This is a genomic window from Cognatiyoonia koreensis (assembly GCF_900109295.1).
In the GTDB taxonomy this organism is placed as follows: domain Bacteria; phylum Pseudomonadota; class Alphaproteobacteria; order Rhodobacterales; family Rhodobacteraceae; genus Cognatiyoonia; species Cognatiyoonia koreensis.
On sequence record NZ_FOIZ01000001.1, the window covers coordinates 1244950 to 1258496 of the forward strand.

Genomic DNA, 13547 nt, shown 5'->3' on the forward strand with positions numbered 1-13547 from the left:
GAGCCTCTCCCATGAGCACAATTATCGATATCCACGCCCGTGAAATTCTGGACAGCCGGGGCAACCCAACTGTCGAGGTTGATGTCACCCTCGAAGACGGCACAATGGGCCGTGCTGCCGTTCCATCGGGCGCATCGACCGGTGCACACGAGGCTGTCGAAAAACGCGATGGCGACAAAGCGCGCTATATGGGCAAAGGCGTGCTTGACGCCGTTGCCGCAGTGAACGGTGAAATCGCAGAAGCATTGGTCGGTTTCGACGTCACCGAACAGGTCGCCATCGATGAGGTGATGATCGAACTCGATGGCACAGCAAACAAAAGCCGGCTTGGCGCAAACGCGATCCTTGGCGTGTCACTTGCCGTTGCCAAGGCAGCTGCAGACTACACAACACAACCGCTGTTCCGTTACATCGGCGGTACATCCGCCCGTACCCTGCCTGTTCCGATGATGAATATCATCAATGGCGGCGAACATGCCGACAATCCCATTGATATTCAGGAATTCATGATCATGCCGGTTTCGGCTGCGAATATCCGCGAGGCTGTTCGCATGGGGTCTGAGATTTTCCACACCCTGAAGAAAGAACTGTCCGCCGCAGGTCACAATACAGGTATCGGCGACGAAGGTGGATTTGCACCGAACCTGGAAAGTACGCGTGTCGCGCTCGACTTCATCATGACTTCGATTAAAAAGGCAGGATACGAGCCGGGCGAGGATGTGTTCCTTGCGCTCGATTGTGCCGCGACTGAATACTACAAGGATGGCAAGTACGAGATGGTTGGTGAAGGCATTTCCCTGACGAGCCAGGAAAACGCCGAATACCTTGCGAAACTCGCAACCGACTATCCGATCATCAGTATCGAAGACGGCATGTCCGAAGACGACTGGGACGGATGGGCGATCCTGACAGACATGATTGGTGACAAGATCCAACTGGTCGGCGATGATCTGTTCGTTACAAATCCGACGCGGCTTGCAGACGGAATTGCGCGTGGATCAGCGAATTCGATGCTGGTAAAAGTCAACCAGATCGGCACCTTGACGGAAACACTTAAAGCCGTTGACATGGCGCACCGTGCACAATTTACAAATGTCATGTCACACCGTTCCGGCGAGACAGAGGATGCCACGATTGCCGATCTCGCGGTTGCCACGAACTGCGGACAGATCAAGACCGGTTCGCTGTCCCGCTCTGACCGATTGGCGAAATATAACCAGCTGATCCGGATCGAAGAAATGTTGGGTGATACGGCGCAATACGCAGGGCGGTCCATTCTGAAATGATCGCACGCGCTGTCTTTTGTGCCTCCGCCGTCTGGGCGGGGGTCGCGGCAGCCGACGAAGTGTCGTTTCATGGCGGCGATCTTATCCTGTCGCTTCCTGTCGGCATGACGGTCGGTCGCAGTTTTGGCGAAGGTGACGCACGCTACGCTGTCGATTTGATGACACCGACCATAGAAGAGTCCTGGCTGGACGCGGGACGTGGTTCCGAACTCGCAGATATGGACAGGATGGAAGCGGCCTTTGGGCTAAGTTTCGCAAGTCTGGACTGTACGGACATCGCAAGCGGCGCACCTGTTCGACCCACGAAGTGCAAAAACAGCATCGGGATGAGCATTCTTGCGATTGATCGTTCAACACCAGACAGCGGTGCTTTGCTCGGGAACCAGATGGGTCTTCTGGCAGAGGACGTTGATGCGCTTTGGGCCGCGGGCGCGTGGGACACGATGCTGACGACCTTTTGCGCCAATGAAACGCACCCACATCGCGTCGAAGACAGTCGGGACGATCAAAGTGTAATCTGTATCAGCGATCGCCCTGCTCTTGCGCCGCATTTCCTGAGCTTCCGCTTGATGATCAATACCGAACATGCCGTCGTTATGTATGCGCAGAACGTGCAGGCTGAAACAGATGTGATCATGACCTATGGCGTTGACGATTTTCTGGCTCTGATCGAAGGAGCCACGGACATCGAAACGACGCTCTTTGCAGAATCCGAAAAATACGTTGCAAAGAATGATCGGTCGGACATCTACCTCTTGGATACGCTTTCTGCCGTGTCGATCGTCGAATGACAGCTGACGAGATCATAGCACACCTCAAGTTGGCCCCGCATCCAGAAGGTGGATATTACCGCCAGACTTGGGCTGCTGACAACGAAGGTCGGCCAACGGGCACGTGCATCTATTTTTTACTGAAGGCCGGTGAAAGCAGCCAGTGGCATCGCGTCGACGCCACAGAAATCTGGCTTTACCATAGTGGAGCACCGCTGGTTCTCTCGATTTCCGAAGCTGATTGCGGACCTGCGCATGACCACGTCCTTGGTGCCGATCTGGACGCGGGAGAGGAACCGCAAATCATCGTACCAGCACAGTGCTGGCAGGCGGCACGAACAACTGGTGACTGGACGCTCGTTTCATGCGCGGTATCGCCCGGATTTCAATTCGACGGCTTTACGCTTGCACCGGCAGGCTTCGATATTCCCCGCATCTAGTATCATCTTGCCCAAAATACTCCCGCCGGAGGCGTCCTAAGGTCAAAGGCCAGCGCAAGACGACCTCAGCGATCTCCGAACATATCACCCAGACCGCCCAGGACGGATCCCTCGCCCTTGCCGCCGCCGGCTGCCTGCAGCACCCTGTTCGCCAACCGCGAAAACGGCAGCGATTGCAGATAGACTGTGCCGGGCCCGCGCAGCGTCGCTAGGAACAACCCCTCACCGCCAAACACCATGGATTTGAGATTTCCCGCACGTTCGATGTTGTAGTCGACGCCCGCCGTGAATGCGGCAAGACAACCCGTATCGACACGCAAGCCTTCACCAGCGCGCAATTCGCGACGGATGACGGTACCACCGATATGCACGAAGGCCATGCCATCACCACGAAGCCGTTGCAGAATGAAACCCTCGCCTCCAAAGAAACCGACGCCAAGCCGTTTCTGGAATGCGATGTCGGTTGTCGTACCAAAGGCCGCACATAGAAATGCATCTTTCTGGCAGATCAGTTCGCCGCCCATCTCTGCCATGTCGATCGGCAGGATCTTCCCTGGATAGGGTGCTGCGAAAGCGACCCTCCGTTTGCCTTGCCCGCGATTCTCGAAATGGGTCAAAAAGATCGATTCACCCGTCAGCACGCGTTTGCCAACGTTCATCATTGCCCCCATGAAACCGCTGGATGGCGTCGCACCATCACCCATCTTGGTTTCGAATTGGATTCCATCTTCCATGTAGTTCATCGCCCCCGCTTCGGCGATGACCTTTTCTGCCGGATCAAGCTCCACCTCGACGATCTGCATGTCATCTCCGAAAATCTCGTAATCAACTTCATGACAGCGCATTAACCGGCTCCTTTAAAAATGCATTCGTACTTTGGCTTCTTGAAACCTATTCTCTGGCGATCCCCGCATCAAGGTGAGGGATTCCAGAGGTTTTTTTCTAAGCGCGTCCCGCGCAAAATCCGGGTCCTCTGGTTTTCCGCACAAATAGGCGGACTCAGGATCGGGGTATGAACGCGCAAAAAAAAGGGCCCCATGAGGGGCCCTTGAGGTTCGTTTATCGGGCTCGTGTTTATTACCGCTCGGTGTTTTTTGCCTGCGGCCCGATCCACGCCGGGGCGACCGTAGTCGCCGCCGGGAAACTTGTTTAGCTACAGTCCAATTGCTGCCATGACGACTTGAACCAAGCCACCACCGGCTGCACCAGAGGCAACCCGCCCCAGGAAAGTATCTCGGAAGGCCTGCTCCTTATCATTCGCACCGTCAGCTTTCGACCTTGCTTCATCAATATGGCTGACTGTTATTTCACTGAACGCTGGATTGAGAGTCCTAATGTATTCAAGTGCCTCTGTGGATGAAAAGATAACTGAATTGCCATCGATGATAGAGTCAACTTGATCTCGGATTTCAATGCCAGGTCCATGAGGGTTAATGACTTTATTGTCTGAAATTCTGTTCCTACCCCCGCCCTCTATAACGATTGATGCATATAACTCTTTTCTATCAACCATCAGCTACACCCACTTGTCCCGCCGCAGGTGTTGCACTTCATGCAAGTGCCGTTGCGCACGAGCGTGTAGTTGCCGCATTCGCCGCAGGCTTCGCCTTCGTAGCCCTGCATTTTTGCCTTGTCGCGCGCTGTCAGAGATGTGGTCGTTGTCGCGGCGGCGACCGCAACTGTCGATGTTTCCGTGATATCGGGCACCATCGTCTGGAGGGCCACATCCGCATTGCCGGACAATGCAGTCGCGCCCATTCCGCCCTGCAACACCACCAAATCCTGCGGCATGCGCTTGCGCAGATATCCTGTCGAACTGATCTGCTTGAGGACTTCAAGCGACCGGGACGCCGCTGCTTCTGACGGTGCGGAGACGTTGGATACGCCTTCTTCTTCGCCGCGACCGATGTCATCAAAGGATGCGCCCTCTGGCTTGACGTGGGCCAGATCGGTGCGGTCCAGATACGATACAGCCAGTTCGCGGAAGATGTAGTCAAGGATCGACGTCGCGTTCTTGATGCTGTCGTTGCCCTGTACCATTCCCGCTGGTTCGAATTTGGTGAACGTGAAGGCATCCACGAATTCTTCCAGCGGCACGCCGTACTGAAGCCCGACCGATACCGCGATGGCAAAGTTGTTCATCATCGCGCGGAAGCCCGCACCTTCCTTGTGCATATCGATGAAGATTTCACCGAGCTGGCCGTCCTCGTATTCGCCCGTACGCAGATAGACCTTGTGTCCGCCGACAACCGCTTTCTGGGTGTAGCCCTTACGGCGCTCCGGCATGCGTGTGCGCTGTTGTTCCTTGATGACCTCTTTGATGATCACTTTCTCGACAATCTTCTCGGCCAGGACGGCTGCTTTTTCCTGCATGGAACCGCTTTCGAGCACTTCCAGCGCCTCGTCGTCGTCTTCCACCAGTGCTGCGGCAAGCGGCTGTGACAGCTTGGACCCATCACGGTAGAGCGCATTTGCCTTCACCCCCAAGGACCATGACAGTTCATAGGCTTTCTGGCAGTCTTCGATCGTTGCATCGTTCGGCATGTTGATCGTCTTTGAGATCGCACCAGAAATGAACGACTGCGCTGCGGCCATCATCGTGATGTGGCTATCCACAGACAGATAGCGCGTTCCCTTCTTGCCGCAGGGGTTTGCACAATCGAAGACGTTGTAATGTTCCTTCTTCAGGAACGGCGCGCCTTCGAGTGTCATCGTCCCGCAGACGTGGTCATTTGCAGCTTCGATTTCTTTCTTGGAGAAACCGAGATGCTTGAGCAGATCGAATGTAGGATCGTTCAGTTTGGCAGCTGGAATGCCAAGCGTCTTGGTGCAGAACTCTTCGCCCAGCGTCCACTGATTGAAGACAAAGCGGATGTCGAATGCGGACTTTAGCGCGCCTTCGACTTTGTCCAACTCGCGCTGCCCGAAACCATGCCCGATCAGGGACGTGTGGTTGATCGCCGGGGCCTGCCCCAGTGAACCATGACCGACCGCATAGGCGATGATTTCTTCGATTTGCGCGGACCCGTATCCCAGCTTTTCAAGCGCGGCGGGGACGGACTGGTTGATGATCTTGAAGTACCCCCCACCAGCCAGCTTCTTGAACTTCACCAATGCGAAATCAGGCTCGATTCCGGTTGTGTCGCAATCCATCACCAGACCGATGGTGCCGGTGGGCGCAATGACGGACACCTGTGCGTTGCGATATCCGTGCTTTTTTCCAAGCCGGAGTGCTTCATCCCAGCTTTCCGTCGCAATGGCGATCAGACGCTGGTCAGGGCAGTTGGCCTGGTCCAGCGGCACTGGCTTGACCTCAAGATTGTCATAGCCGTCCGCATTTCCATGCGCCGCGTTGCGGTGGTTGGAAATGACGCGCAGCATATGCTTCTTGTTTTTCTTGTAGCCGGGGAACGCACCCAGTTCAGATGCGATTTCGGCGGACGTTGCATAGGACACACCGGTCATGATCGCTGTCAGCGCAGCACCCATGGCGCGGCCCTCATCACTGTCATAGCCGAACCCCATGTTCATCAGCAGACCGCCGATGTTGGCATATCCCAGGCCCAACGTGCGGAAGTCATATGACCGCTGCGCGATTTCCTTAGACGGAAACTGCGCCATCATCACCGAGATTTCGAGTGTGACAGTCCACAGGCGTGTGGCGTGCATGTAGTCTTCGACCTGGAATTCACCGTCCTTGTAGAAGGTCAGCAGGTTCATCGACGCAAGGTTACAGGCTGTGTCGTCGAGGAACATATACTCGGAACACGGGTTGGAACCGCGGATTTCGCCATCTTCTGGGCATGTGTGCCAAGCGTTGACAGTGTCGTGGTACTGGATGCCCGGATCGGCGCAGGCCCATGCGGCGTGACCGACCTGTTCCCACAAATCACGCGCTTTGACGATTTTTGCGACTTCGCCGTTCTTGCGATTGATCAGCTTCCAGTCACCGTCATTCTCGACTGCTTTCAGGAAAGCGTCCGTTACGCGGATAGAGTTGTTGGAGTTCTGTCCTGAAACGGAACTATACGCTTCGGAGTCCCAGTCCGTGTCGTACGTCGGGAATTCGATAGATGTGTGACCCTGCTTTGCATAATCAAGCACGCGCTTGATATACGTTTCAGGGATCATAACCTTTTTTGCATCCTTAATAACGGCTTGCAGGTTGCTGTTCACCTTTGGATCATAGGCATCGGCCTCGGCCCCGTCCCATGATTTGATCGCTGCAAAGATCGCATTCAGCTTCTGTTCGTGCATCTTGGAACCAGCGACGATGGACGCCACTTTCTGTTCTTCCAGCACCTTCCAGTTGATGAATTCTTCGATATCGGGGTGATCGGCGTCGACGATCACCATCTTGGCTGCTCGACGGGTTGTCCCGCCTGATTTGATTGCGCCCGCTGCACGGTCGCCAATTTTCAGGAAACCCATGAGGCCGGATGATTTGCCACCACCGGAAAGGGGCTCGCCCGCCCCACGAAGAGACGAGAAGTTCGTGCCCGTTCCGGAACCATATTTGAAAAGGCGCGCCTCACGGACCCAAAGATCCATGATGCCGCCATCGTTGACCAGATCATCAGACACTGACTGGATAAAGCATGCGTGCGGCTGTGGGTGCTCGTAAGAAGATGTCGATTTCGTCAGCTTCTTGGTTTCGAAATCAACGTAGTAGTGGCCTTGCGCCGGCCCATCGATGCCATATGCCCAATGCAGACCTGTGTTGAACCACTGTGGGCTGTTCGGAGCGGCCCGCTGCGTCGCCAGCATATAACGCATTTCGTCGAAATAGGTCCGCGCGTCTTCTTCTGTCGAGAAGTAGCCACCTTTCCAGCCCCAATACGTCCATGCCCCGGCCAGACGATCAAAAACCTGCTTGGCGCTGGTTTCGCCGCCAAAGGTCGCGCCCTTTGCAGGTTCACTACGCCACAGGAATTCAGGCACGCCTTTTTCCTTGATCTGCTTTACTTCAGAAGGCACGCCTGCCTTGCGGAAATACTTCTGGGCGATGACATCTGATGCAACTTGCGACCAGGATGCGGGGATCTCGCAATCGTCGAGTTTGAAAACGATTGTTCCATCCGGGTTCCGGATTTCGGACGTCGCCGAACGAAATTCGAGTTCCGCGTAAGCGTCCTGTCCTGTGGTCGTAAAGTTGCGTGCGATTTGCATGTCTCTGCCCCTAGTCACTCTGCCGTCGTTGCGGCCATCTCATCAGCACGAACCCTTGCAGGACTCGCGGCTCCCCACTGACGCGGCAAGTAACAGGCAACAAGATTCGGTGCCGCGAAAGCGCGGATAGCATCACCCATCTTGTGGTGGTCGTATAAACCTGTCCCCTTGCTGGCTACTACATCTAGTGTGCAGTGTGTCAGCTCGCACAACCTGACGTATCCAAGGCCATCGGGTCAACGGGTTTATTCACGATTTCTTAGGAAAAATCCGTTGACCATTTGGCATTTGGGCGTTCCACCCGACCAACCGCGATTCCTCCCCATATTTCTCCACAGAGTTGTGCCTTCACGGCACCCCAAAGAAATTGAGAGAATAGGCAGACTTACGCCGATCGGATCAGCCGATGGATGAACATGCCCCACCGAGAATCGCCAGCCACAAGATTCGGTACGACATGTTGTGTTATGAAATCGGAGCCTGGTTGGATGTGTTTTTTTCATCACGAATCCGCCGTCGTGATCTGTTCATTTCGGCAATAAACCACACGGGATCGATTATTTTTGAGGCACGCCTACTATATATGGTGATCCCGCTGATACGCCGATTCACGACAAAGGGAATCGCAAGACAAGAAAAAAGCCCGCTGGTGATGCGCACATCAAACCAGCGGGCCTTTTTGTTGGTCGGGGCAGAGAGATTCGAACTCCCGACCCTCTGTTCCCAAAACAGATGCGCTACCAGACTGCGCTATGCCCCGGACCGAGGCCCTATCTAGCTACATGAAACCGATTTGAAAAGCCCCAACTTGCGGCTTTTTTATTCACACGGGGCTTCCGCTGCGTCGCCAAAAACAGGGTGCTGCAGCACATCGCCCACCTCAATCCCAAGCCGGTCGGCAACGCCGCCATTGATTTCGAGCACGGCAAGAACGCCTTCGCCACCATCAATCGTCGTTTCATCGCCGGGCACTGCATTTTCATGCAGTGTGACGATGGTGCCGGTTTCGTCCGCGAACAGCATGTCCAACGGGATTAACGTGTTCTTCATCCAAAATGTCGCGCGCACGGGCCCGTCATATACAAATAGCATTCCTTCGAGGATGCTCATTTCTTCAACAAACATCAGACCACGCGCACGGGTTTCGTTTGTGTCCGCTACATTGACTTTGAAACGCGCCTGTCCAAAATCCCCGATAACTGTAACGGCGGTATCACTACAACTGGCAAAGGCGCCCTGCCCCGAAACTGCCAAGAAAGCCGCAAAGGTGACGTGCTTCATGAAACGGCCGAATCCCAGCTGGAAATCTCGATCGCCATCAGTCCACGTTTGCCTTCCATCGTGCGCACGCCAACCGCCTCGCCCGTTGCAAGGTCGGAAAGTCCGGATCGGCGAAGGACTTCGATATGCACGAAAATGTCGACGGAACTGCCAAATGCGTTTGCAAATCCAAACCCCTTGCCCTTGTCGAACCACTTCACGCGCGCCGGTTGGAGGGGGCTATTGGCAATATCTTCTGCAGAAATTTCCTCCATATCGCCAAGCGGTGCGCCGTCCTGCACAACCGGAGGCGTTATCGAAAAAATTTCGGTGGCCTGCAGCCCGCGGTCAGTTTTTTGCACTGCAACAGTGATTTGTGCACCGTCTGCAACAGAACCCTGACCATAATTCCGCAAAACATTGGCATGCAACAGAATATCCGACCCACCCGCATCAGCGATAATGAAGCCAAAGCCCTTTGCAGGGTCGAACCATTTAATCTGGCCGGTCATCTGGGTATTCGTGTGCGCGTTCATGCCTAAAATCTCGATCTCGGGCTGGAAAACCAGTGTTTCGTCAGGTGTGTGTCGAACAGACAGAACAGAATATGCATAAGGTTTAACGCTATCTCTGCTGTCCGACTAGTATTTTACGGCGAAAGTCGGACAATCGACCATTCCGCATCAGGGGCCAGGCGGGTCCAACGGAACCGATCGTGCAACCGGAAGTTGCCATCGGCCCAGAATTCGATTTCGCTCGGGATGATCCGGAAACCACCCCAGTATGGCGGGCGATCAGGGTTCGTGCCATGTTGTGCGGTCACTTTTGCCACTTCAGCCATCAGTGCTGCGCGCGACTTCAACGGTGTCGATTGGCGCGATGCCCACGCCCCGAGTCTGCTCTTGAGCGAGCGTGACCTGTAATAGGCATCCGCCTGTGGGCCATCTTCCTTTTCAACGGTGCCGCGCACGCGGATCTGGCGATGCAACGATTTCCAGTGCATGACAAACGCCGCTTTGCCGCTGGTGGCCAGTTCCTGACCCTTCGTACCTTCGTAGTTGGTGTAGAAAACGAATGCGTTCGCTTCGATTTCTTTCAAAAGGACCATCCGCACATTTGGCAAACCATCAGCATCTACGGTTGCGAGTGCGATTGCGTTCGGATCGTTGATCTCGCTCGCTTCAGCCTCTTGCAGCCATGATTGTGCCAATGCAAAGGGGTCATCCCCCGCAAATATGTCTGTCCGGTCCGTCATCACCCACCTTTTTTCCCGCGCGTGCTTTTCGTTTACGGTGCGGAAGACAAGCCCCTAATGCAAGTTTATCGTTAACGCCAAGCCTGACCTCACGTCGCAACCTGCCTTGATGGGGCCTTTCCAATGCCCTACACCGACGAAAGTACGTGAATTCGGGGTAAGGGACAGGACTTATGACATCAAAACTGATGGCCGGTCAGCGCGGTTTGATCATGGGACTTGCTAATGACAAGTCCATCGCTTGGGGGATCGCAAAGGCCTGCGCCGATGCCGGCGCGGAACTGGCCTTTTCCTATCAAGGTGAGGCTTTGAAAAAGCGGGTCGATCCGTTGGCCGCATCCGTGGGCTCTGATATTGTCTTGCCATGTGACGTCGGCGACGAGGCATCGATCGACGCGCTGTTCGCTGCCCTTGAAGAAAAATGGGGCAAACTTGACTTCATCGTTCACGCCATTGGTTTTTCTGATAAAAACGAGTTGCGCGGTCGGTATGTTGACACGACACGCGGCAATTTTCTGACGTCGATGGATATCTCTGTTTATTCATTCACGGCCGTTGTCCAGCGTGCTGAGAAAATGATGACCGATGGCGGGTCATGCCTCACGCTCACCTATTACGGTGCGGAAAAAGTCATGCCACACTACAATGTCATGGGGGTCGCGAAGGCTGCGCTGGAAGCGTCTGTACGCTACCTTGCCGAAGACCTTGGAAAAAAGGCGATCCGCGTGAATGCGATCAGCGCCGGAACAATCAAGACACTGGCAGCATCGGGCATCGGCGATTTTCGGCTCATCATGAAATGGAACGAATATAACTCGCCATTGCGCCGCACGGTGACGCAGGAAGAAGTGGGCAAGTCCGCACTTTATCTGCTGTCTGATTTGGGCTCTGCTGTGACGGGCGAAGTGTTGCACGTCGATGCCGGCTATCATGTGGTCGGGATGAAGGCGGTCGACGCACCAGATATCTCCAAGGAATGACGACAGCGCTGTTTCTGTCTATTGTCGCAATCCATCTTGCGGCTGCGATCAGTCCGGGCCCGTCATTCGTGGTCAGTTTGCGGGTCGCTGCCGCTGAGGGGTTTGGCGTCGCGTCCGCACTCGCATTGGGCTTTGGGCTGGGTGCTGTACTTTGGGCAATCGCTGCGATGGGCGGACTTGCGCTGGTGTTTGAATTTCTACCGCAACTATTCACAGCGTTAAAAATTGTGGGCGGGCTTTTCCTGCTTTATATCGCGTTGATGATGTGGCGACATGCGAAAGAGCCTATTTCTCAGCCAGACACCACTTCGGCCCCGCGATCCGCCTGGCGGGCAATCCGGTTTGGATTTCTGACCTTCGCCACCAATCCCAAGCCTGCGATCTTTTTCGGGGCAGTGTTCATGGGACTTGTTCCACCCGATACGAGCCTTGGTTGGAAAGCCGGGATCATTCTTGCCGTTTTTCTTAACGAAACGCTCTGGTATCTGTTCGTGGCCCGCGTATTTTCGCTTGCGCGGGCTCGCGCGGCCTATACACGTTTCAAAGCGTGGGTCGACCGGACGTTCGGAACGCTAATTGCCCTGTTCGGGCTCAAGATCGCACTGACCTGAAAGGATTGGCATGACAGACCGACTGCCACATGAAAAAGGGTTTCACATCAGCTGGGACCAGATCCATCGCGACAGCCGCGCGCTGGCCTGGCGGCTTGACGGACATGGTCCGGATAGCGGTGCATGGAAGGCCGTGGTTGCGATCACACGCGGGGGCATGGCACCGGCCATGATCGTCGCGCGCGAACTGGACATCCGCACTGTCGATACCATCAGCATCAAGTCATACGATCATCAGGACCAGTCGGACGCACAGGTTCTGAAGCGCCCGGATGATGAATTGATGGGCGATGGCACGGGTATATTGATCGTCGATGATCTGGTTGATAGCGGCAAAACACTCGAGGTCGTTCGCAGCATCTATCCCAAGGCCCACTTTGCGACCGTATATGCAAAGCCGAAGGGCGAGCCGCAGGTTGATACCTTTATCACCGGTGTTAGTCAGGACACGTGGATTTTCTTTCCGTGGGATATGGCTCTTCAGTACGTCGAGCCTTACCGCGGCAAAGACTAGGCCAAGAATAGTTTAACAAGTCAGGCCCTTATCGTATGTCCTTAACCCGTACGGCATCGACATTCGCACCTCCGGTCATGGAGGCACGTCGCTGGTTGGACGGGGTCTCCCATCCCGCCGACCGCCCCCTGCTGAATGTCAGCCAAGCAGCACCCGTTGAACCGCCGCCACCACAGATGCTGGCCGCGATGGCCGAAATTGTGCTGAACGACCCAGAAGCCCATCTTTACGGCCCTGTTCTTGGATTGCCCGATCTGCGCGCTGAAGTCGCGAGCCGATGGTCGGCAGCCTACCACGGCAAGCTCGATCAGGCTCAGGTTGCGATAACGTCTGGGTGCAATCAGGCATTTGCCGCGGCCATTGCCACGCTTTGCGCTGAAGGTGACGAGGTCATCATACCTGCCCCTTACTACTTCAATCACGTCATGTGGCTGGATATGTCTGGCGTTAAAACCGTGCCGCTGGCTCCTGGCTCTGGCCTGATTCCGGATGCGGAAGACGCAGCACGGCTGGTAACACCCCGCACGCGCGCGATTGCCCTGGTCAGTCCAAACAATCCGGGCGGCGTCGAGTATCCCGCTGATACCTTGGCGGCGTTCCGCGATCTGGCACGTGTCCACGGTCTGGCTCTGATCGTAGATGAAACCTACCGCGATTTCGACAGCCGTACTGGCGCGCCGCATGATCTGTTCTCTGACCCTGAATGGGACGATACGCTGATCCAGCTATATTCTTTTTCAAAGGCCTACCGCCTGACCGGGCACCGCGTTGGCGCGATCATAGCAAGCGTCGAAAGGCTCGCGGAGGTAGAAAAGTTTCTGGATACGGTGACGATCTGCCCCAACCAGATCGGGCAGCGCGCTGCGCTATGGGGGATGCGCAATCTTGATGACTGGTTGGCAGGAGAACGGCAAGAAATCCTGAACCGCCGCAAAGCAATTGTGGACGGCTTTCCGAAACTCGCCGCCAAAGGCTGGGAGTTGCTTGGATGCGGAGCCTATTTCGCCTACGTCAAACACCCTTTCGACATCCCGTCAGACCAGCTTGCGCGAAATCTGGTGAAGGAAATCAGCGTGCTTTGCCTTCCGGGCACGATGTTCATGCCAGACGAGATAGAGGGCGGCAAATCGCAATTGCGGATTGCTTTTGCGAATATCGACAGTGACGGGATCACCGATTTGTTTAATCGGCTGGCCAGTTTGACCCCCTGACCCTTGCGTCCCGAACGCCAGATGCATATCCATGCGCAACGCCTGCAAATG

General features: G+C 55.3%; 13 protein-coding genes and 1 tRNA gene. 7 read left to right on the plus strand and 7 right to left on the minus strand.

The features are described 5' to 3' along the window. The first annotated feature begins 11 nt into the window (after positions 1–11). From eno to BMY44_RS06240, 3 genes are read left to right on the plus strand one after another with little or no spacing between them, the layout of a single operon-like run. On the plus strand, positions 12–1286 hold the full coding sequence (eno, locus tag BMY44_RS06230) for a phosphopyruvate hydratase (protein ID WP_089991623.1): 1275 nt from the start codon (positions 12–14) through the stop codon (positions 1284–1286). Continuing rightward, complete coding sequence (locus BMY44_RS06235) at positions 1283–2077, plus strand: hypothetical protein (RefSeq protein ID WP_089991626.1); 795 nt, start codon at positions 1283–1285, stop codon at positions 2075–2077. Before eno ends, BMY44_RS06235 begins: the two co-directional genes overlap by 4 nt. Further along, positions 2074–2496 carry a cupin domain-containing protein gene (locus tag BMY44_RS06240; RefSeq protein ID WP_089991629.1) on the plus strand — a complete coding sequence of 141 codons (423 nt, stop codon included), beginning with the start codon at positions 2074–2076 and terminating at the stop codon, positions 2494–2496. Before BMY44_RS06235 ends, BMY44_RS06240 begins: the two co-directional genes overlap by 4 nt. A 65-nt stretch (positions 2497–2561) precedes the next feature. Here the strand turns inward: BMY44_RS06240 and BMY44_RS06245 are convergent, their stop codons facing one another. The 7 genes from BMY44_RS06245 to pdxH form a co-directional block, all read right to left on the minus strand. Next, positions 2562–3341, minus strand: coding sequence for a TIGR00266 family protein (locus tag BMY44_RS06245; RefSeq protein ID WP_089991632.1), 780 nt, complete (start codon positions 3339–3341; stop codon positions 2562–2564). Positions 3342–3649: 308 nt separating this feature from the next. Further along, entirely contained in the window at positions 3650–4009 is a 360-nt protein-coding gene (locus BMY44_RS06250) for a right-handed parallel beta-helix repeat-containing protein (protein WP_089991635.1), read from the minus strand. Beyond that, positions 4009–7665 carry a vitamin B12-dependent ribonucleotide reductase gene (locus BMY44_RS06255; RefSeq protein ID WP_089991637.1) on the minus strand — a complete coding sequence of 1219 codons (3657 nt, stop codon included), beginning with the start codon at positions 7663–7665 and terminating at the stop codon, positions 4009–4011. The genes BMY44_RS06250 and BMY44_RS06255 overlap by 1 nt, the downstream gene beginning before the upstream one ends. 683 nt (positions 7666–8348) lie before the next feature. After that, a tRNA-Pro gene (locus BMY44_RS06260) sits at positions 8349–8425 on the minus strand. A gap of 59 nt (positions 8426–8484) precedes the next feature. Continuing rightward, entirely contained in the window at positions 8485–8946 is a 462-nt protein-coding gene (locus tag BMY44_RS06265; RefSeq protein WP_089991639.1) for a DUF192 domain-containing protein, read from the minus strand. Beyond that, positions 8943–9437: a cold-shock protein gene (locus BMY44_RS06270; protein WP_242650493.1), complete on the minus strand. Its 495-nt coding sequence runs from the start codon at positions 9435–9437 to the stop codon at positions 8943–8945. The genes BMY44_RS06265 and BMY44_RS06270 overlap by 4 nt, the downstream gene beginning before the upstream one ends. A 137-nt stretch (positions 9438–9574) precedes the next feature. Next, complete coding sequence (gene pdxH, locus BMY44_RS06275) at positions 9575–10180, minus strand: pyridoxamine 5'-phosphate oxidase (RefSeq protein ID WP_089991646.1); 606 nt, start codon at positions 10178–10180, stop codon at positions 9575–9577. A gap of 173 nt (positions 10181–10353) precedes the next feature. Here pdxH and fabI point away from each other — a divergent pair, with 173 nt between their 5' ends. The 4 genes from fabI to BMY44_RS06295 are packed head-to-tail and all read left to right on the plus strand — an operon-like array spanning position 10354 to position 13496. Beyond that, positions 10354–11160, plus strand: a complete 807-nt coding sequence (fabI, locus tag BMY44_RS06280; RefSeq protein WP_089991648.1) for an enoyl-ACP reductase FabI — start codon at positions 10354–10356, stop codon at positions 11158–11160. Next, on the plus strand, positions 11157–11771 hold the full coding sequence (locus tag BMY44_RS06285) for a LysE family translocator (RefSeq protein WP_089991651.1): 615 nt from the start codon (positions 11157–11159) through the stop codon (positions 11769–11771). Before fabI ends, BMY44_RS06285 begins: the two co-directional genes overlap by 4 nt. Before the next feature lie 10 nt (positions 11772–11781). Beyond that, positions 11782–12285, plus strand: coding sequence for a xanthine phosphoribosyltransferase (gpt, locus tag BMY44_RS06290; protein WP_089991654.1), 504 nt, complete (start codon positions 11782–11784; stop codon positions 12283–12285). Positions 12286–12320: 35 nt separating this feature from the next. Next, positions 12321–13496 (plus strand): aminotransferase, encoded by a 1176-nt coding sequence (locus BMY44_RS06295; RefSeq protein ID WP_089991656.1) that lies wholly within the window; start codon positions 12321–12323, stop codon positions 13494–13496. Positions 13497–13547: the final 51 nt, after the last annotated feature.

Bases quoted from the DNA above. Each gene is read 5' to 3' on its own strand.
- fabI (WP_089991648.1), top strand. From the start codon at position 10,354: ATGACATCAAAACTGATGGCCGGTCAGCGCGGTTTGATCATGGGACTT.
- BMY44_RS06235 (WP_089991626.1), top strand. From the start codon at position 1,283: ATGATCGCACGCGCTGTCTTTTGTGCCTCCGCCGTCTGGGCGGGGGTC.
- BMY44_RS06270 (WP_242650493.1), bottom strand. From the start codon at position 9,437: ATGACCGGCCAGATTAAATGGTTCGACCCTGCAAAGGGCTTTGGCTTC.
- BMY44_RS06285 (WP_089991651.1), top strand. From the start codon at position 11,157: ATGACGACAGCGCTGTTTCTGTCTATTGTCGCAATCCATCTTGCGGCT.
- BMY44_RS06250 (WP_089991635.1), bottom strand. From the start codon at position 4,009: ATGGTTGATAGAAAAGAGTTATATGCATCAATCGTTATAGAGGGCGGG.
- BMY44_RS06295 (WP_089991656.1), top strand. From the start codon at position 12,321: ATGTCCTTAACCCGTACGGCATCGACATTCGCACCTCCGGTCATGGAG.
- BMY44_RS06265 (WP_089991639.1), bottom strand. From the start codon at position 8,946: ATGAAGCACGTCACCTTTGCGGCTTTCTTGGCAGTTTCGGGGCAGGGC.
- eno (WP_089991623.1), top strand. From the start codon at position 12: ATGAGCACAATTATCGATATCCACGCCCGTGAAATTCTGGACAGCCGG.
- BMY44_RS06245 (WP_089991632.1), bottom strand. From the start codon at position 3,341: ATGCGCTGTCATGAAGTTGATTACGAGATTTTCGGAGATGACATGCAG.
- gpt (WP_089991654.1), top strand. From the start codon at position 11,782: ATGACAGACCGACTGCCACATGAAAAAGGGTTTCACATCAGCTGGGAC.
- BMY44_RS06255 (WP_089991637.1), bottom strand. From the start codon at position 7,665: ATGCAAATCGCACGCAACTTTACGACCACAGGACAGGACGCTTACGCG.
- pdxH (WP_089991646.1), bottom strand. From the start codon at position 10,180: ATGACGGACCGGACAGACATATTTGCGGGGGATGACCCCTTTGCATTG.
- BMY44_RS06240 (WP_089991629.1), top strand. From the start codon at position 2,074: ATGACAGCTGACGAGATCATAGCACACCTCAAGTTGGCCCCGCATCCA.